This window comes from Falsiroseomonas sp. E2-1-a20, assembly GCF_051433195.1.
GTDB lineage: Bacteria > Pseudomonadota > Alphaproteobacteria > Acetobacterales > Acetobacteraceae > Falsiroseomonas.
On sequence record NZ_JBHMFT010000004.1, the window covers coordinates 113,851 to 130,205 of the forward strand.

At 70.5% G+C, this 16,355-nt stretch carries 20 protein-coding genes; 8 read left to right on the plus strand and 12 right to left on the minus strand.

Translation table 11 applies throughout. The features are described from left to right. Positions 1–15: 15 nt before the first annotated feature. From ACFHPP_RS07075 to hslV, 4 genes are all read right to left on the minus strand, one after another. Entirely contained in the window at positions 16–408 is a 393-nt protein-coding gene (locus tag ACFHPP_RS07075; protein ID WP_437162562.1) for a type II toxin-antitoxin system death-on-curing family toxin, read from the minus strand. Between the two features lies 1 nt (position 409). After that, on the minus strand, positions 410–634 hold the full coding sequence (locus ACFHPP_RS07080; protein WP_437162563.1) for an AbrB/MazE/SpoVT family DNA-binding domain-containing protein: 225 nt from the start codon (positions 632–634) through the stop codon (positions 410–412). Positions 635–697: 63 nt separating this feature from the next. Further along, positions 698–2,020 (minus strand): ATP-dependent protease ATPase subunit HslU, encoded by a 1,323-nt coding sequence (hslU, locus tag ACFHPP_RS07085; RefSeq protein WP_437162564.1) that lies wholly within the window; start codon positions 2,018–2,020, stop codon positions 698–700. Then, the gene (gene hslV, locus ACFHPP_RS07090; protein ID WP_437162565.1) at positions 2,017–2,589 is read right to left on the minus strand and encodes an ATP-dependent protease subunit HslV; all 573 of its coding nucleotides are present in this window, start codon (positions 2,587–2,589) and stop codon (positions 2,017–2,019) included. Before hslV ends, hslU begins: the two co-directional genes overlap by 4 nt. A 115-nt stretch (positions 2,590–2,704) precedes the next feature. Between hslV and hisB the strand changes: the two genes are divergently transcribed. From hisB to hisA, 5 genes are all read left to right on the plus strand, one after another. After that, complete coding sequence (gene hisB / locus ACFHPP_RS07095) at positions 2,705–3,337, plus strand: imidazoleglycerol-phosphate dehydratase HisB (protein ID WP_437162566.1); 633 nt, start codon at positions 2,705–2,707, stop codon at positions 3,335–3,337. 1 nt (position 3,338) lies between these two features. After that, positions 3,339–3,737, plus strand: a complete 399-nt coding sequence (locus ACFHPP_RS07100; protein ID WP_437162567.1) for a DUF2628 domain-containing protein — start codon at positions 3,339–3,341, stop codon at positions 3,735–3,737. Positions 3,738–3,796: 59 nt separating this feature from the next. Next, positions 3,797–4,450, plus strand: coding sequence for an imidazole glycerol phosphate synthase subunit HisH (gene hisH / locus ACFHPP_RS07105; RefSeq protein WP_437162737.1), 654 nt, complete (start codon positions 3,797–3,799; stop codon positions 4,448–4,450). After that, positions 4,438–5,040 carry an N-acetyltransferase family protein gene (locus tag ACFHPP_RS07110; protein WP_437162568.1) on the plus strand — a complete coding sequence of 201 codons (603 nt, stop codon included), beginning with the start codon at positions 4,438–4,440 and terminating at the stop codon, positions 5,038–5,040. The genes hisH and ACFHPP_RS07110 overlap by 13 nt, the downstream gene beginning before the upstream one ends. 112 nt (positions 5,041–5,152) lie before the next feature. After that, positions 5,153–5,881 (plus strand): 1-(5-phosphoribosyl)-5-[(5-phosphoribosylamino)methylideneamino]imidazole-4-carboxamide isomerase, encoded by a 729-nt coding sequence (hisA, locus tag ACFHPP_RS07115; protein ID WP_437162569.1) that lies wholly within the window; start codon positions 5,153–5,155, stop codon positions 5,879–5,881. A gap of 48 nt (positions 5,882–5,929) precedes the next feature. Here hisA and ACFHPP_RS07120 read toward each other — a convergent pair whose 3' ends face one another. The 7 genes from ACFHPP_RS07120 to purH all read right to left on the minus strand — a co-directional run bounded on the left by ACFHPP_RS07120 (position 5,930) and on the right by purH (position 12,497). Next, complete coding sequence (locus ACFHPP_RS07120; protein ID WP_437162570.1) at positions 5,930–6,124, minus strand: CsbD family protein; 195 nt, start codon at positions 6,122–6,124, stop codon at positions 5,930–5,932. Positions 6,125–6,197: 73 nt separating this feature from the next. Beyond that, complete coding sequence (locus ACFHPP_RS07125) at positions 6,198–7,538, minus strand: aspartate aminotransferase family protein (protein ID WP_437162571.1); 1,341 nt, start codon at positions 7,536–7,538, stop codon at positions 6,198–6,200. A 5-nt stretch (positions 7,539–7,543) separates the two neighbouring features. After that, positions 7,544–7,924 carry a RidA family protein gene (locus ACFHPP_RS07130; RefSeq protein ID WP_437162572.1) on the minus strand — a complete coding sequence of 127 codons (381 nt, stop codon included), beginning with the start codon at positions 7,922–7,924 and terminating at the stop codon, positions 7,544–7,546. A 15-nt stretch (positions 7,925–7,939) separates the two neighbouring features. Beyond that, positions 7,940–9,190, minus strand: coding sequence for a NupC/NupG family nucleoside CNT transporter (locus tag ACFHPP_RS07135; protein ID WP_437162573.1), 1,251 nt, complete (start codon positions 9,188–9,190; stop codon positions 7,940–7,942). Beyond that, positions 9,187–10,155: a DNA recombination protein RmuC gene (locus ACFHPP_RS07140; protein ID WP_437162574.1), complete on the minus strand. Its 969-nt coding sequence runs from the start codon at positions 10,153–10,155 to the stop codon at positions 9,187–9,189. The genes ACFHPP_RS07135 and ACFHPP_RS07140 overlap by 4 nt, the downstream gene beginning before the upstream one ends. Before the next feature lie 145 nt (positions 10,156–10,300). Then, on the minus strand, positions 10,301–10,909 hold the full coding sequence (locus tag ACFHPP_RS07145; protein ID WP_437162575.1) for a carbonic anhydrase: 609 nt from the start codon (positions 10,907–10,909) through the stop codon (positions 10,301–10,303). Positions 10,910–10,922: 13 nt separating this feature from the next. After that, positions 10,923–12,497, minus strand: a complete 1,575-nt coding sequence (gene purH, locus ACFHPP_RS07150; RefSeq protein WP_437162576.1) for a bifunctional phosphoribosylaminoimidazolecarboxamide formyltransferase/IMP cyclohydrolase — start codon at positions 12,495–12,497, stop codon at positions 10,923–10,925. Positions 12,498–12,620: 123 nt separating this feature from the next. Here purH and ACFHPP_RS07155 point away from each other — a divergent pair, with 123 nt between their 5' ends. The 3 genes from ACFHPP_RS07155 (at position 12,621) to ACFHPP_RS07165 (ending at position 15,395) form a co-directional block, all read left to right on the plus strand. Continuing rightward, positions 12,621–13,442, plus strand: a complete 822-nt coding sequence (locus ACFHPP_RS07155) for an NADPH-dependent oxidoreductase (protein WP_437162577.1) — start codon at positions 12,621–12,623, stop codon at positions 13,440–13,442. A 106-nt stretch (positions 13,443–13,548) separates the two neighbouring features. Then, a complete protein-coding gene (ahcY, locus tag ACFHPP_RS07160; RefSeq protein ID WP_437162578.1) occupies positions 13,549–14,964 on the plus strand; it encodes an adenosylhomocysteinase in 1,416 nt (471 codons plus the stop codon). Positions 14,965–15,047: 83 nt separating this feature from the next. Beyond that, on the plus strand, positions 15,048–15,395 hold the full coding sequence (locus ACFHPP_RS07165; RefSeq protein ID WP_437162579.1) for a hypothetical protein: 348 nt from the start codon (positions 15,048–15,050) through the stop codon (positions 15,393–15,395). 38 nt (positions 15,396–15,433) lie between these two features. Here ACFHPP_RS07165 and ACFHPP_RS07170 read toward each other — a convergent pair whose 3' ends face one another. After that, on the minus strand, positions 15,434–16,324 hold the full coding sequence (locus tag ACFHPP_RS07170) for a hypothetical protein (protein ID WP_437162580.1): 891 nt from the start codon (positions 16,322–16,324) through the stop codon (positions 15,434–15,436). Positions 16,325–16,355: the final 31 nt, after the last annotated feature.

Here is a 16,355-nt window from a genome sequence, read left to right on the forward strand (position 1 = left end):
CGATGATATGGGGTGTCAGGGGCGGGTTTTGGTATGGGCGCGCAGCCAATCCGCGAAGGCGGCCTCGGACATGTCATCGGCGGCGAGGTCCAGCACCGCCACCGTGACCATCGCCGGCGGTGCTGTCAGGTCCAGCCCGTTCGCCATCAGGAAGACGCCGGACGCCGCCAGCGCCGCCCGCTTGTTGCCGTCCACGAAGGGGTGGTTACGGACCAGGCCATGGGCATAGGCCGCCGCCAGGTTGCACAGGTCGGCATCGCCCTCATAGGCGAAGCGGTTGCGTGGGCGGGCCAGGGCGCTGTCCAGCAGGCCCTCGTCGCGCAACCCCTCCGCGCCCCCAAACTGCCGCAGGCTTTCGCGATGCAGGTAGAGCAGCGCGCGCCGGTCGAGCCAGCGTGGCTCGTCCACCTCACTTCGCCAGGGCAGCGAAGCTTTCGCGATAGCGCTTCATCATCTCGCGGCCGAGCTCGAGCTGCGCCTCGGTCTCCTGCGGCATGGTGGTCAGCAGCAGGCCGTCACCGCTTTCCACCACCTGCACCGTGTCGCCCTCGGCGAGGTTCATGCGCGCCAGCAGGTCCTTCGGCAGGACCATGCCGACGGAGTTGCCGATCGCGCGCAGCTTTAGGGTAGCCATGTTCCGCACTCCGTGGACACGCGGGTTATAACCCGCATCCGGTGCCCGTGTCCACAGCCGTGGCTACAGGATGAACTTCGACAGGTCCGCATTCCCCGCCAGCGGCGCCACCCGCGTCCGCACCAGCTCGGCATCCACCGAAATGCTCTCCCCGCCCCGGTCCGAGGCCGTGAACGAAATCTCGTCCAGCAGCCGCTCCATCACCGTCGCCAGCCGCCTTGCGCCGATGTTCTCCACCGTCGCGTTGATCTCCGCGGCGAGGTCGGCGATGGCGTCCGTCGCACCCTCGGTGATGTCGAGCGTGACACCCTCCGTCCCCAGCAGCGCGATGTACTGCTTGACCAGGGAATGCTCCGGCTCGGTCAGGATCCGCCGGAAATCCTCCCGCGTCAGGGCCGAAAGCTCCACGCGGATCGGCAGGCGGCCCTGCAGTTCGGGCAGCAGGTCGCTGGGCTTCGCCTGATGGAAGGCGCCGGAGGTGATGAACAGGATGTGGTCGGTCTTCACCGGGCCGTGCTTGGTGGTGACCGTCGTGCCCTCGATCAGCGGCAGCAGGTCGCGCTGCACGCCTTCGCGGGACACGTCGCCGCCGCGCACGCCGCCCTCGCCGGTGCGGGCGCAGACCTTGTCGATCTCGTCGATGAAGACGATGCCGTTGTTCTCGGCGTTGGAGATCGCCTCGCGCGTCAGGCTCTCCTGGTCCAGAAGCTTGTCGGCCTCGTCCTTGATGAGCAGGTCGCGGGCTTCGCCCACCGTGGTCTTGCGCGGCTTGGTGCGGCCGCCGAACATCTTGCCGAGCATGTCCTGCATGTTGCCCATCTGCGGCGGCATGCCGGGCATGTCCATCATGCCGACGGGCATGCCGCCGGAGGCATCGGTGACCTGCACCTCCACCTCACGGCCCTCCATGCTGCCTTCGCGCAGCATGCGGCGGAACTTCATGCGGGTCTCGCCGGAGGCGCCTTCGCCCACCAGCGCCGTCACCAGCCGTTCCTCGGCGGCGAGTTCCGCCTTGGCCTGCACCGCCTTGCGGGAATTCTCCCGCATCTGGGTGATGCTGACCTCGATGAGGTCCCGGATGATGCTCTCGACGTCGCGGCCGACATAGCCGACCTCGGTGAACTTCGTCGCCTCCACCTTCAGGAAGGGCGCGTTCGCCAGGCGGGCCAGGCGGCGGGCGATCTCGGTCTTGCCGCAGCCCGTCGGGCCGATCATCAGGATGTTCTTCGGCACCACCTCCTCGCGCAGTCCGGGCGCGAGCTGCTGGCGCCGCCAGCGGTTGCGCAAGGCGATGGCGACGGCGCGCTTGGCGTCGTTCTGGCCGACGATGTGGCGGTCCAGCTCCGAGACGATTTCCCGCGGGGAGAGGTTCACGGTCTCGGTCACTGCTCGATGGTCTCCAGGACGATGTTGCCATTGGTGTAGACGCAGATGCCGGCGGCGATGGCCATGGAGCGCCGCGCGATCTCATCCGCGGACAGCCCATCTACCGGCAGCAGCGCGCGGGCCGCGGCGAGCGCGAAGTTGCCGCCGGAGCCGATGCCGATGATGGCGTCCTCCGGTTCCAGCACGTCGCCCTGGCCGGTCAGCAGCAGGCTGCGCTTGCCGTCGGCGACGGCCAGCAGCGCCTCCAGCCGCCGCAGGTAGCGGTCCGTGCGCCAGTCCTTGGCGAGCTCGACGCAGGCGCGTTCGAGCTGGTCCGGAAAACGTTCGAGCTTCGCCTCCAGCCGCTCCAGCAGCGTGAAGGCATCCGCCGTGGCGCCGGCGAAACCTGCCAGGACGCGGCCCTGGGCGATGCGGCGCACCTTGCGGGCGTTGCCCTTGACGACGGTCTGGCCGAGCGAGACCTGCCCGTCGCCGGCCATGGCGACGCGTCCGTCCTTGCGGACGCAGAGGATGGTGGTGCCGTGCCACCCCAGGGGGTCGCGGCTGGGATCATTGGTCGGTGATGTCATGATGCTGGCGCATGTGGCGTCACGCGGTTGGCGTGGCAAGTCGTGCGCGGCGTGGACGGAACGAGCCGCGGCGGAACCCCTCGCCAACCGCGGCCCTGCGGCGTATTCAGCAGCCATGGACGGACAGCTCAACCAGGACGGGAACAGGCCGGCGGGGCGCAGCGCCACGCTGGCGCGCGCCACCTCGGAGACCGATATCCGCCTGACGCTCGCGCTGGATGGCACCGGCGTGGCGCAGGTGGCCACCGGCGTCGGCTTCTTCGACCACATGCTGACGGCGCTGGCCCGCCACGCGCTGATGGACCTGACGGTGGCCGCCCGCGGCGACCTGCACATCGACGATCACCACACGGTGGAGGATGTCGGCATCGTGCTCGGCCAGGCGCTGCGCCAGGCGCTCGGCGACAAGCGCGGCATCCGCCGCTTCGGCCAGTGCCTGCTGCCGATGGACGAGGCGCTGGCGGAGGCCGCGATCGACATTTCCGGCCGGCCCTTCCTCGCCTGGTCCGTGCCCTTCCAGCGCCCCAAGATCGGCACCTTCGACACGGAGCTGGTCGAGGAGTTCTTCCGCGCCTTTGCCTACAACGCCGGCATCACCCTGCACGTGACGTTGAAAACCGGTACCAACGCGCATCATGTATCGGAGGCCTGCTTCAAGGCCGTGGCGCGTGCGTTGCGCATGGCGGTGGAGCAGGACCCCCGGACCTCGGGGGTGATCCCGTCCACCAAGGGCAGCCTGGAGGGCTGAGATGCGGCTCTTCACCGTCCATGCCGAGCCACCGCCGCCGCCCGGGCCGGAAGGTTGGCCCGAGCCCAAGGCGCGCCCGCCCGTGCTGGTGCGTGAGGGGTTCTCGCTCGCCGCCGCCATCCTCGGCTTCCTCTGGTTCGCCTGGAACCGGCTGTGGTGGGAGGCGCTGGGGCTGCTGGCGCTGACGCTCGCCGCCGGCTGGCTGCTGCCCGACCCCTATGGTGGCGTCGCCGTGCTGGCGCTGCATGTGCTGGCCGGCTTCGAGGCGCGGGACCGGTTGCGCGCGCGGCTCGCCCGCCGCGGCCAGCCCCTGGCCGCCGTGGTGGCGGCGCCGGACCGCGAGATCGCTTGGTTCCGCCTGATGCAGCAGCGGCCCGACCTGGTGCGGACGGCGCCGTGAGCCCGCCCGATGGTCGTAGCGCCGAATGGCGCGGAGAGCTGAATCGGTCGGGGCAGATGATGAAGATCGCGGTCGTCGATCCCGGGTCCGGCAACCTCGCTTCCGTGCAGCGGGCGCTGGAGCGCGTGGTGGCGGAACAGGGCCTCGACGCCGAAATCCGCGTCACCACGCAGGCCGCCGATGTGCTGGCGGCGGACCGCATCGTGCTGCCCGGCCAGGGCGCCTTCGCCGCCTGCCGCCGCGGCCTGGATGCGCTGCCGGGCATGGTCGAGGCCCTGCAATCCCGTGTGATCGAGGATCGGAAACCTTTCCTCGGCATCTGCGTCGGCATGCAACTGATGGCCGAGCGCGGGCTGGAACATGGTGTGACGCCCGGACTCGGCTGGATCGAGGGCGAGATCGCGCCGATGGATCCGCGGGATGAGGCCGGCCACAAGCTGCCGCTGCCGCAGATGGGCTGGAACGCGCTGCACGCCGAACAGCCGGACCACCCGCTTCTGGCGGGCGTCGCGCCCGGCGCGCATGCCTATTTCGTGCATTCCTACGCGCTGTCGGGCGGCAAACCCGCAGAATTGCTGGCGAGCGCGCGCTACGGCGCGCCGGTGGCCGCCATCGTCGGGCGCGACAACCTGGCCGGCACGCAGTTCCATGTGGAGAAAAGCAGCCTGGTCGGGCTGCGCATCCTGGCGAACTTCCTGCGATGGACGCCGTGAACATCCCGATCGCGACGCCGCGTGGCGGGACGCATCACCTGGCGGTCGAGCAGGCGACGGAGCTGAGCCCGCACGACCTCGATGACCTGTGCGAGGCGACCAATGCCGCGATCATCGAGGGTGGCGGCTTCGGCTGGGTCAACAGCCAGGACCGCGCCGCTCTGGCGCGGCATTTCCGCGGCGTGCTGCTGGTGCCGGACCGCACGCTGTTCATCGCGCGACTGGACGGCACCGTGGTCGGCAGCGCGCAGCTGGTCCGCCCGCCGCGCAACAACGAGGCGCAGGCCTTCGCGGCGCAACTGGTCCACGCCTACATCGCGCCCTATGCTCGCGGCTTCGGCCTGGCACGGCAGCTGATGGAACGCGTCGAGGAACACGCCGCCAGCACGGGGCTGCGCGTGCTGAACCTCGACGTGCGGGAGACGCAGGTGCAGGCCATCGCGCTGTTCGAGGCGCTGGGCTACCTCCGCTGGGGCACCCACCCCTGCTATGCGCGGGTGGACGGGCGCACCGTCGCCGGTCATTTCTACCACAAGCTGCTGGAGCCCGGCCGCGGCCGGAAGACCGATAGCCTGATCGGCGCGCGCTAGAGCCTGTCAGGCGCTGACAGAAGCGCGGCGCATGACCGAGCCTTTGTTTTTTCGCGTGATTCACGCCTCCGGCGTTCCAGCCTTCGGCGATCGCGCTCTAAAGGATGTTCGCATGAGCTTGACGCTGTATCCCGCCATCGATTTGAAGGCGGGGCAGGTGGTGCGGCTGAAGCGCGGCGACATGGCGCAGGCCACCATCTACAACGAGGATCCTGGCGCGCAGGCCGCCGACTTCGCCCGTGCCGGCTTCGGCTGGGTGCATGTGGTGGACCTCGACGGCGCCTTCGCCGGCCGACCGGCCAATGCGGCGGCGGTGCGCGCCATCATCGCGGCGGTGCCGGGACTTTCGGTGCAACTCGGCGGCGGCATCCGGGACATGGCGACGGCGGAAGCCTGGCTCGCGGCCGGCGTCACGCGGATCATCCTGGGCTCGGCGGCGGTGAAGGACCCGGATTTCGCGCGCGCCGCCTGCCGCGCCTTCCCGGGGCGGGTGGCGCTCGGCATCGATGCGCGGGACGGCTTCGTGGCGACGGAGGGTTGGGCCGAGACCAGCGCCACGACGGCTACGGACCTGGCGCAGGGTTTCGCCGACAGCGGTGCCTGCGCGATCATCTACACGGATATCGCCCGGGACGGCATGCTGGCGGGCGTCAATGTGGCCGCCACCGCGGCCCTGGCGCGGGCGGTGGCGATTCCGGTCATCGCCTCGGGCGGCGTTGCCTCGGTACAGGATATCCGGGATCTGCGCGTAGCCGGCGCGGGGATCGAGGGCGCCATACTGGGCCGCGCGCTGTATGACGGCCGGGTGGACCCGGCCGAGGCGCTGGCGCTGGCGGCCTAGGCCCCCTCGCCCAACCCTCTCCCCCCAAGCGGGGGGAGAGGTCCTTGCTCAGACGCGGTCCTTGCCGTCGATGGCGTCGCGGGTGGCGTCCTTGGCCTTGCCGACGCCGCCCTGGACCTTGCCCTTGGCGGTGTCCAGGTGGCCCTCGGCTTCCATGCGCTCATTGCCGGTGGCCTCGCCGACGGTCTTCTTCACAGCGCCCTTGGCTTCGTTCAGGGCGCCCTTGATCCGATCCTTGTCCATCTGCGTCTCTCCTTCTCGTGCAGGCCCTGTGGCCCGCTCCGAGGTTCAAACGCGTTACGGAAGGATCGGTTCATTACGTAACCGGCAGTTCGGCGAGCGCGGCTTCGACGGCATCGCCGAAGCGGGCGACGATGGCCTCGATATCCGCCGCCGTCGCGATGTAGGGCGGCGCCAGCAGCACGTGGTCGCCGCGGCGGCCATCGAGGGTGCCGCCCATGGCGTAGCAGGCCAGGCCGCGGTCGTAGGCCGCGTGCTTGATGCGGTCGTTCAGCTTCAGCGCCGGGTCGAAGGGCGCGCGACTGGCGCGGTCGGTGACGAATTCGGCGCACCAGAACATGCCGCGGCCGCGGATGTCGCCGACATGCCGGTGGTTGCCGAGCCGTTCCACCAGGCGCTGTTCCAGCAGCGCGCCCATCGCCCGCACATTGTCCAGCAGCCCATCCTCCCGGATCACCCGCTGCACCGCCAGTGCCGCGGCGGCGGCCAGCGGATGCGCCTGGTAGGTGTGGCCGTGCATCAGCGTGCCGGTGCCATCGCGCAGCGCGTCCATGATCCGGCGGCCCGCAAGAATGCCGCCGATCGGCTGGTAGCCGCCGCCGAGGCCCTTCGCCACCACCTGGATATCCGGCGCCACGCCTTCCTGTTCCCAGGCGTGCAGGGTGCCGGTGCGGCCCATGCCGCACATCACCTCGTCCAGGATCAGCAGCGCACCATGCCGATCGCACACCGCCTTCATCGCCGGGAAGTAGCCCGGCAGCGCGGTGACGCAGCCGAGCGTGGCGCCGACCACGGGTTCCGCGATGAAGCCGATGACCTTCTGCGGGCCGAGGCGCTGGAATTCCGCCTCCAGCTCCGCGGCCAGCCGCGCGACGTAGTCGGAATCGGTCTCGCCATCCGCGCGCTCCCGGTACGCGTAGCAGGGCGCGACATGGCTGAAGGCGTCCGACAGGATCGGCTGGTAGATCGCCCGCCGCATGGCGTTGCCACCGGCCGCCAGCGCACCCAGCGTATTGCCGTGATAGCTCTGCCGCCGCGCGATGAACCTTTGCCTGTTCGGCTGGCCAATTTCACTAAAATACTGCCGCGCCAGCTTCAGCGCCGCCTCCATCGCCTCGGAGCCGGAGGAGCAGAGGTACATGTGCGTCAGGCCGCCCGGCTCGTCACCCAGCACCAGGTCGGCCAGCGCCTCCGCGCTCTCGTTCGAATAGAGCGAGGTATGGGCGTAGGTCAGCTTCCCGAGCTGCGCCCGCATGGCGTCGAGCACGCGCGGATGGCCGTGGCCGAGGCAGGCGACGGCGGCGCCGCCGGAGCCATCGATGATGCTGCGGCCGTTCGAATCATGCAGCAGCATCCCCTCCCCGCGCAGCGCGAGCGGCGGGTCTTTGCGGATTTCGCGGTGGATCAGGCGGGACATGCGGCTCAGCCTCCCGAAAGGGCGATGCAGGCGAAGGCGACGCGGGCTTCCGTCGGCACGCCGAAGCGGGCGGTGTGCCGCGCCGGCAGGCCGCCCGGGAAATGCTTCACGTATTCGGCGTTGCATTCGGCATAGTCGGCCGGGTCGGTGATCAGCATCGTCACCTGCACCGCACGGTCCAGGCTGCTGCCGGCCTCCCCCAGGATGCGCGCCACTTCCGCCAGCGCGTTCCGCACTTCCTCCGCCGCCGTCGCACCGCGCAGGATGCCGCGCGCCGGATCATGCGGCGCCGAATGTCCCGAGACGAAGACCAGCCCGCCGGCCCGCGTCGCCTGGCTGAAGGGCCGCGTGGAGCCGGGCTCCGGTGGACCGATGATGTCGAACATGCGGCCCGAACCTCCTCAGGGTGGTGTCAGCAGGCCGACAACCGCGCCGGTCATGCAGCAGGCAATGCTGGCCGAGACCAGCGCGGGCAGGCCGAGCTTCACGATGTCGGCGCGCCGTTCCGGGCACATCGCCACCATGCCGCCAAGCATGATGCCGACGGAGCCGAAATTCGTGAAGCCGCACAGCGCATAGGTCAGGATCAGCCGCGACCTTTCGCTCAACCCGAGCCCGCCGGATTGCGCCAGTTCCAGGAAGGCGACGAACTCGTTCACCACGACCTTGGTGCCGAGCGAGGCGGCGACAACGCCCGCACTCTCCGCCGGGATGCCCATGGCGAAGGCCAGCGGCCAGAACAGCAGCGCGGCGATGCGTTGCAGGGTCAGCCCCGTCAGCGGCTCCAGCGCCATGTTCGCCAGCGCGACCAGCGCCACGAAGACGATGAGGGTGGCCATGATGCCGAGCAGCAGCGCCAGCCCATCCCCGGTGCCGCGCACCAGCGCCTCCATCGTGCTGTCGTACAGGCGCGGCGCGGCGGTGGCCTCGGCGATCGGGTCCGGATCACCCGCCAGGCGCGGCCGCATCAGCAGCGCCACCAGCACGGCGGCCGGCGCCGAGATCAGGCTGGCGGTCAGCAACTGCCCCGCCGCATCCGGCACCACCGGCGCGATGAGGACCGCGTAGACCACCAGCATGTTGCCGGAGATGGTGGCGAGGCCCGCCGTCATCACCACGAACAACTCGCTGGTCGAAAGCCGCGCCAGCCAGGGGCGCACCAGCAGCGGCGCCTCCACCATGCCGACGAAGACATTGGCGGCGGTGGCGAAGCCGGCGGCGCCGCCGAGTCCGAAGGCGCGCGTCAGCAGTCGCGCCAGCGCCTGCACCACCACCGGCACCACGCGCCAATGGTACAGCACCGCGGCCAGCGCGCCGACCACCAGCACCAGCGGCAGGCCCTGGAAAAACAGGATGAAGGCGGCACCCGGAAACGGCTCCGCGAAGGGCAGCGGCGCGCCGCCGAGATAGCCGAAGACCAGCGAGGTGCCGGCCCGGGTCGCGGCGGCGAGCGCGTTCACCGCCGCGCCGAGTGCGGAAAAGGCCGCGCGCAACGGCGGGATGTGCAGCAGCGCCGCGGCCAGCACCACCTGCAAACCCAGCCCCGCGACCACCACCCGCCACCCGGTGCGGCGCGAGAAGCCGCCGAGGCCCCAGGCCAGCGCCGCCAGCGCCAGCAGGCCGAGCGCCGATTGGATCTGGAGGAAGGTCATTCGGCGGCCTTCCGGTCCTCGGGGATATCCAATGCGCGGATCGTCTCGCCACGCCGGACGATCTTCTCCGCCGTGATCTCGATGTCCCGCACATCCTGCTGCATGTTGGCGAAATGGCCGCGCAGCGCCGCGACGCGGCGTTCGAGGCGGGCGGTGTCCTCGGCCAGTGCCTCGACCTCGTGCCGGATGCGCCGTGCCTCGTCCTGCAGCCGCGCATCGCGCAGCAGGCCGCGCATGGTGTTCAGCACCGCCCAGAGGCTGGACGGCCCGACGATGTGCACGCCGCGCCGCGCCGCCTCCGCCACCAGGTCGCCATGCGCGGCATGCAGCGTGGCGTGCACCGCCTCCGACGGCAGGAACATCAGCGCGCCTTCCGCCGTCTCGCCGGGGATCAGGTACTTGCCCGAGATGTCGGCGACATGTTTGCGGATGTCCTGGGTGAAGCGGCGGGTGGCCAGGCTGCGCGCGGCCGGGTCCGGCGCGTCCTGCATCGCGGCCCAGGCTTCCAGGGGAAACTTGCTGTCCACTGCGATCGGGCCGGGCGGGAAGGGCAGGCGGATCAGGCAGTCGCAGCGCGTGCCGTTGGACAGGGTGTGCTGCCAGGCATAGCCCGAAGCCGGCAGCCGGTCGGCCACCAGGTCGCGCAACTGCACCTCCCCCAAAGCGCCGCGTGCCTGCTTGTTGCCGAGCACGGCGGCCAGCGACGTCACCTGCCCGCCCAGCGCCTCGATATTGGCGCGCGCGGCATCGATCACCGAAAGCCGCTGCTGGATCGCCAGGGCGGTGGCCTGGGTGCGGTCGGCGGCGGCATCCAGCCGCGTCGCCAGCGCGCGTTCCTGGTCCCGCATCCGGTCGTCGTGCAGGCTGGACAGGCGGTCCTGCGCCGCGGCCAGCGCCTCCACCATCGCGCCGATCCGCGCCAGCTGTTCCCCGCGCCGGCCGCGCAGCGCCAGGACCAGCAGCATCGCGCCGAAGGCGAGGGCGCCGGCGATCAGCGCGGGGGGCAGCCAGTCGGGCAGGCGAAAACCCTCCGCGAATCGGGTCCAGGATGCAGGATCATCGCATCCGCGTGAGGCCGGTGGCTATGCCCCGATGGCTATGCCCCGATGGCTATGCCTGGGCGAACGCGCCATCCGCGCCGAGCACCATCAGCCGCCCCGTCGCCACCGCGAAATGCGCGCCGTGCAGTTGCAGGCTTCCCGCCGCCTCGGCCTCCGCCACCCAGGGGAAGGTCCGCAGATTGGCGAGCGAAAGCCGCACCGCCTCCAGCTCGCAGGCCTCCTGTGCGAGCTCGACCGGCGTGCATTCCAGCACGCGGCGCCGCGCCTCGGCGGCGATGCGCATCCAGGCCGGCACGAAGTCGCGGGCTTCCGGCGGGGCGCCGTTCAGCAGCGCGGTGACGCCGCCGCACATGGCGTGGCCCATCACCAGGATCTGCGAGACCTGCAGGACCCGCACGCCGAATTCAAGCGCCGCGCTGGTGCCGTGATAGGCGCCGTCCGGGGCGAAGGGCGGCACCAGGTTGGCGACGTTGCGGATCACGAACAGCTCGCCCGGCCCGGCGCCGAAGATCACCGCCGGGTCCACCCGGCTGTCGGAACAGGCGATGACCAGGGTGTGCGGCCGCTGGCCGCTCGCCGCCAGTTCCTCGAACCGCGCGCGGGCTTCCGGCCAGGTCTCGGCGCGGAAGCGGCGGTAGCCCTCCAGCAGGCGGTTCATGCCAGGGTCCGGCTCAATGGCGGAAATGCCGCATGCCGGTGAAGACCATGGCGAGGCCCGCCTTGTCCGCCGCCGCGATCACCTCCGCATCCCGCATCGACCCGCCCGGCTGGATCACCGCCGTCGCACCGGCCGCCGCCGCCGTCTCCAGCCCGTCGGCGAAGGGGAAGAAGGCGTCGGATGCGACGACGGAGCCCTCCGCCAGCGGCCGGTCGAGGCCCGCCGCCTTGGCCGCCGCTTCCGACTTCCAGGCGGCGATGCGGGAGGATTCGACGCGGTTCATCTGCCCGGCGCCGATGCCGACCGTCGCCCGGTCGCGGGCGTAGACGATGGCGTTGGACTTCACATGCTTGCAGACCCGGAAGGCGAAGAGCAGGTCCGCCAATTCGCGGTCCGTCGGCGCCCGCTGCGTCACCACCTTGAGGTCCGGCAGCGTGATCCGCCCGGCATCGCGCGACTGCGCCAGGAACCCGCCGGCGACGGATTTCCAGACCATGCCCGGCGCCGCCGGGTCCGGCAGCGCCCCGGTCAGCAACAGGCGCAAATTCTTCTTGCGGGCGAAGATGGCGCGCGCGGCGTCGTCTGCATCCGGGGCCACGACGACCTCCGTGAAGATCGCCGTGATGCGTTCCGCCGCCGCCGCATCCAGCAGCCGGTTCGCGGCGACGATGCCGCCAAAGGCCGAGACCGGGTCGCAGCGCAACGCCAGGTCCCAGGCCTCCGCCAGGGTGGCCGCGGTGGCGACGCCGCAGGGGTTGGCGTGCTTGACGATGACGATGGCGGGTTCGTCGAATTCCGCGACGCATTCGAAGGCGGCGTCGGTGTCGTTCAGGTTGTTGTAGGACAGCTCCTTGCCCTGGATCTGTGCCGCCGTGGCGACGCCGGGGCGCTGGGTGCCATCCGAGTAGAAGCCGGCACGCTGGTGCGGGTTCTCACCGTAGCGCAGCGTCTGGCGCAGCAGGCCGGCGGTGGCCAGGCGCTGCGGGAAGGCCTCGCCGTTCTGGCCGGCGAACCAGGTGCTGATGGCGGCGTCATAGGCCGCCGTGCGCGCATAGGCGGCCTGGGCCATGCGCCGGCGCAGCGCCATGGAGGTGCCGCCGGCTGCGAGTTCCCCCTGCACCTCGATCAGCTGCGCCGGTTCCGTCACCACGACGACCGAGGCAAAATTCTTCGCGGCGCTGCGGATCATGGCGGGGCCGCCGATGTCGATGTTCTCGATGCAGTCGGCGAAGGCGCCGCCCTTCGCGACCGTCGCCTCGAACGGGTACAGATTGACCGCCACCAGGTCGATCGGCGTGATCGCGTGGCGTTCCATCTCCGCCAGGTGCTCCGGCAGGTCGCGCCGGCCGAGCAGGCCGCCATGCACCTGCGGCAGCAGCGTCTTCACGCGGCCATCGAGGATTTCCGGGAAGCCGGTGAATTCGGAGATGTCCTTCACCGGGATGCCGGCGTCGCGGATCGCCTGCGCGGTGCCGCCGGTGGACAGCACCTCCGCGCCGTGCGCCACCAGCATGCGGGCGAATTCGACGATGCCGGTCTTGTCGGAGACGGACAGCAGGGCGCGGCGCACCGGGATCATGTCGGGCATTTTCGAGGGGGCCTGGCAGCAATTTCGGGCCGGGTATGGACCCGCGCAAGCGCAGCATCAACGGGGTTTGCCGTGGGTGCCGCTTCGCGTTACGCGCATGCAGCACCAAGCGGAGACAGCCCCATGGACCAGCAGACGCCCGATTCCGTGCAGGCCCGCTACGGCGAAGGCGCCGGCCCCGACCAGGCGCTGGAGGCGACGAACCCGGTGCTCGAAACCCTGCTCGGCCACCGCTCCATCCGCGCCTTCACGGATGCGCCACTGGCGGAAGGCACGCTGGAGACGCTGGTGGCCGCCGCGCAATCCGCCCCCACCTCCTCCAACCTCCAGGCCTGGAGCGTCGTCGCGGTGCAGGACGCGGCGCGGCGCAACCGGCTGGCCGACCTTGCGGCCCGGCAGGGCTTCATCCGCCAGGCGCCGCTGTTCCTGTGCTGGATCGCCGACCTGTCCCGCCTGACCCGGCTGGGGGAGGCGCACCAGACGCGGATGGAGGGGCTGGACTACCTGGAATCCTTCATGGTGGCGCTGGTCGATGCGGCGCTGGCGGCGCAGAACGCGCTGGTGGCGGCGGAATCGCTCGGCCTCGGCACGGTCTATGTCGGCGCGCTGCGGCACCATCCGGAAAAGGTGGCGGCGGAGTTGGCCCTGCCGCCGGGCGCCTTCGCCGCCTTCGGCATGGCGGTCGGCCACCCCGCCGCGCAGGGCGCGGTGAAGCCGCGGCTGCCGCAGGCGCTGGTGCTGCACCGGGAACAGTACGGCGTGGCTGGCGAGACAGCGGGCATCGCGGGCTACGACGGCGCGCTCGGTGCGTTTTCCGAGGCGCAGGGCATGGGCCGGCAGGATTGGAGCCAGCGCATGATCTCGCGGGTCGGCACGGCGGCGGGTTTGAGCGGCCGGCACCGGATGCGGGAGGCGCTGACGGCGCTGGGGTTTCCGCTGAAGTAGGCGCCAAACATAAAGATATCCTTATGCTTCGCGCTTACAGCTTGGCCTGATGCCGCCACCCTGCTACACGGCGCCAGCCAAGTCAGACGCGACCGAAGGATTTCCCATGCCCGACGCCCACGGCCAGACCACCGACTTCATCGTCAAGGACATGTCCCTCGCCGGCTGGGGCCGGAAGGAGATCAGCATGGCCGAGGACGAGATGCCCGGCCTGATGGCCGTCCGCGCCGAATACGGCCCGACGCAGCCGCTGAAGGGCGCCCGCGTCGCCGGCTGCCTGCACATGACCATCCAGACCGCGGTGCTGATCGAGACGCTGAAGCATCTCGGCGCCGATGTCCGCTGGTCCTCCTGCAACATCTTCTCGACCCAGGACCACGCCGCGGCCGCCATCGCCGCCGCCGGCACGCCGGTCTTCGCCATCAAGGGCGAGACGCTGCCGGAATACTGGGACTATGTGCAGAAGACGCTGGAGTGGGGCGATGGCGGCACGCCGAACGTGCTGCTCGACGATGGCGGCGACATGACGCTGCTGGTGCATTACGGCCTGCGCGCCGAACAGGGCGACGTCGCCTTCCTCGAGAAGCCGACCAACGAGGAGGAGGAAGTCTTCTTCGCCCTCATCAAGAAGCTGGTGAAGACGAAGCCCGGCTGGTTCGCCGAACTGGCGAAGAACATCGTCGGCGTCTCCGAGGAGACCACCACCGGCGTCCACCGCCTGTACGTGATGGCCAAGGAAGGCAAGCTGCTGTTCCCGGCGATCAACGTGAACGACAGCGTCACCAAGTCGAAGTTCGACAACCTGTATGGCTGCCGTGAGTCGCTGGTGGACGCCATCCGCCGTGGCACCGACGTGATGATGGCCGGCAAGGTCGCGATGGTCGCGGGCTTCGGCGACGTGGGCAAGGGCTCCGCCGCCTCGCTGCGCAACGCCGGCTGCCGCGTGATGGTGTCCGAGGTCGACCCGATCTGCGCGCTGCAGGCGGCGATGGAGGGCTACCAGGTGGTGACGATGGAGGATGCCGCCCCGATGGCCGACATCTTCGTCACCGCCACGGGCAATGTGGACGTCATCACCGCCGACCACATGCGCGCCATGAAGCACCGCGCCATCGTCTGCAACATCGGCCACTTCGACAGCGAGATCCAGGTCGCGGCGCTGAAGAACTACAAGTGGGACAATGTGAAGCCGCAGGTCGACGAGATCGAGTTCCCGACCGGCAAGCGCATCATCCTGCTGTCCGAAGGCCGCCTGGTGAACCTGGGCAACGCCACCGGCCACCCCTCCTTCGTCATGTCCGCGTCCTTCACCAACCAGACGCTGGCGCAGATCGAGCTGTGGGCGAACCCGGGCAAGTACGAGAAGAAGGTCTACGTCCTGCCGAAGCACCTGGACGAGAAGGTGGCGGCGCTGCACCTCGCCAAGGTCGGCGCCAAGCTGACAACGCTCAGCCCGCAGCAGGCCGGCTACATCGGCGTGCCGGAGCAGGGCCCCTTCAAGGGCGAGCAGTACCGCTACTGAGGCCTTGCACACCCGGTTGCGCTTGCTGCAAAAGCGCGGCGTCCGCATGATGCGGCGCCGCGTTGGGGCGAGGGACGACTGGGATGTGGCTCTGGATTGCCATCACGCTGCTGTTCGTGTTCCTGGTGGGTCGCACCCTGCAGGAAAACGCGGACAGCACGCGTTCCTCCCTCGCCGCCATGGCGGGAACCTTCGCCGATGCCGTGGCGCTGGTCTGCCTCACGCTCGGCGTCTTCGGGTTCCTGGTGGCCCTGGTGCTGGGCGTCTTCGCCACCGCCGGGCCCAGCCTGGCCGGTGAGGCGCTGACCCACACCCTGCTTTGGAGCGCCGCGCTGATTGTCGGCGGCGTCCTGCTCATCCTGCTCAGCGTCGCCATCCGCCGCCTGGGCGGCAAGGGCGCACCGGCTCGCGCGGTGCGCGCCGGGCATTAGAATCCGGCCCCCGCCGAGCTGGCGGGGGCCGTCCCGCCTCAGACGTAGCGGCGGTTCGCCGACAGCAGGATGGTCTTGCGGGTGCCGACCTTGGCCCCGATCACCGCCGCCGCCGCACCCAGCAGCAAGGTGGCGAACAGCCAGTAGGCGCCGATCGCCGCACCGCGCGCCGCGGCATCCGCCGCCTCGCGGGCCTGCCGCTCCGTCTCGTTCGCCACGCGGGTCGCCTCGGCCTCAAGCTCCTGCACGCGCTGCTGCGCCTGTTCCGGCGCGATGCCGAATTCGGCCGCGGCCAGGTTGGCCAGCCGGTCGCGGGCGGGCTGCGCCAGCTCGCCGCTGGTCACCCGGTCGCCGACGATGCGCGCCATCTCGGCGCGGCGCTGGTCCGGGGTCATCTGCGCCGGCTCGCCGCCGCCCTGGAAGCTGGCCTGCAGGCGTTCCGTCAGCGCCTGCGGGTTCACCTCCGGCACCGCCTCGCTGGCGGCCGAACCCAGGCTGCCGGCGGCCGAGCCGAGGCCACTGGCCACGCTGTTGACGGCGGAGCCGACGCCGCGCGCCGTGCCGGCAACCACGTTGCCGAGCAGCACGCCGGAGACCAGGAAGGCGATCGCCCAGACCGACAGGCCATGCAGCACGCCGTCGGTATCATCCGCCGTGCCGGAAAGCCGCGCCGCGACATAGCCGCCGCAGGCCAGGCCGAGCAGGTTGGACAGCAGGAACCAGGCGGCGCCGGCGATGCCGAAGGTCGAGGCTTCCGGCGTCTCGCCCGGGATCGCGAGGTCGACCGTGCTGGCACCGATCGCAACGCCCAGGATGTTGAACATGGCGCCGACCACGACGGCAACGAGCGCACCCGACAGGATGGCGCCCCAGGAGACGCGGGAGGGAAGCTTGTCCGTCGCTGCGACGGTGGTGGTGGATTGCTGCATGACTCTCTACTCCGGACACGCGGCGCCCAAC

Coding starts and splice junctions, on each gene's coding strand:
- ACFHPP_RS07080 (WP_437162563.1), bottom strand. CDS start 634: ATGGCTACCCTAAAGCTGCGCGCGATCGGCAACTCCGTCGGCATGGTC.
- hslV (WP_437162565.1), bottom strand. CDS start 2,589: ATGACATCACCGACCAATGATCCCAGCCGCGACCCCCTGGGGTGGCAC.
- hisB (WP_437162566.1), top strand. CDS start 2,705: ATGGACGGACAGCTCAACCAGGACGGGAACAGGCCGGCGGGGCGCAGC.
- ACFHPP_RS07100 (WP_437162567.1), top strand. CDS start 3,339: ATGCGGCTCTTCACCGTCCATGCCGAGCCACCGCCGCCGCCCGGGCCG.
- hisH (WP_437162737.1), top strand. CDS start 3,797: ATGAAGATCGCGGTCGTCGATCCCGGGTCCGGCAACCTCGCTTCCGTG.
- ACFHPP_RS07110 (WP_437162568.1), top strand. CDS start 4,438: ATGGACGCCGTGAACATCCCGATCGCGACGCCGCGTGGCGGGACGCAT.
- hisA (WP_437162569.1), top strand. CDS start 5,153: ATGAGCTTGACGCTGTATCCCGCCATCGATTTGAAGGCGGGGCAGGTG.
- ACFHPP_RS07120 (WP_437162570.1), bottom strand. CDS start 6,124: ATGGACAAGGATCGGATCAAGGGCGCCCTGAACGAAGCCAAGGGCGCT.
- ACFHPP_RS07125 (WP_437162571.1), bottom strand. CDS start 7,538: ATGTCCCGCCTGATCCACCGCGAAATCCGCAAAGACCCGCCGCTCGCG.
- ACFHPP_RS07130 (WP_437162572.1), bottom strand. CDS start 7,924: ATGTTCGACATCATCGGTCCACCGGAGCCCGGCTCCACGCGGCCCTTC.
- ACFHPP_RS07135 (WP_437162573.1), bottom strand. CDS start 9,190: ATGACCTTCCTCCAGATCCAATCGGCGCTCGGCCTGCTGGCGCTGGCG.
- ACFHPP_RS07140 (WP_437162574.1), bottom strand. CDS start 10,155: ATGCTGCTGGTCCTGGCGCTGCGCGGCCGGCGCGGGGAACAGCTGGCG.
- ACFHPP_RS07145 (WP_437162575.1), bottom strand. CDS start 10,909: ATGAACCGCCTGCTGGAGGGCTACCGCCGCTTCCGCGCCGAGACCTGG.
- purH (WP_437162576.1), bottom strand. CDS start 12,497: ATGCCCGACATGATCCCGGTGCGCCGCGCCCTGCTGTCCGTCTCCGAC.
- ACFHPP_RS07155 (WP_437162577.1), top strand. CDS start 12,621: ATGGACCAGCAGACGCCCGATTCCGTGCAGGCCCGCTACGGCGAAGGC.
- ahcY (WP_437162578.1), top strand. CDS start 13,549: ATGCCCGACGCCCACGGCCAGACCACCGACTTCATCGTCAAGGACATG.
- ACFHPP_RS07165 (WP_437162579.1), top strand. CDS start 15,048: ATGTGGCTCTGGATTGCCATCACGCTGCTGTTCGTGTTCCTGGTGGGT.
- ACFHPP_RS07170 (WP_437162580.1), bottom strand. CDS start 16,324: ATGCAGCAATCCACCACCACCGTCGCAGCGACGGACAAGCTTCCCTCC.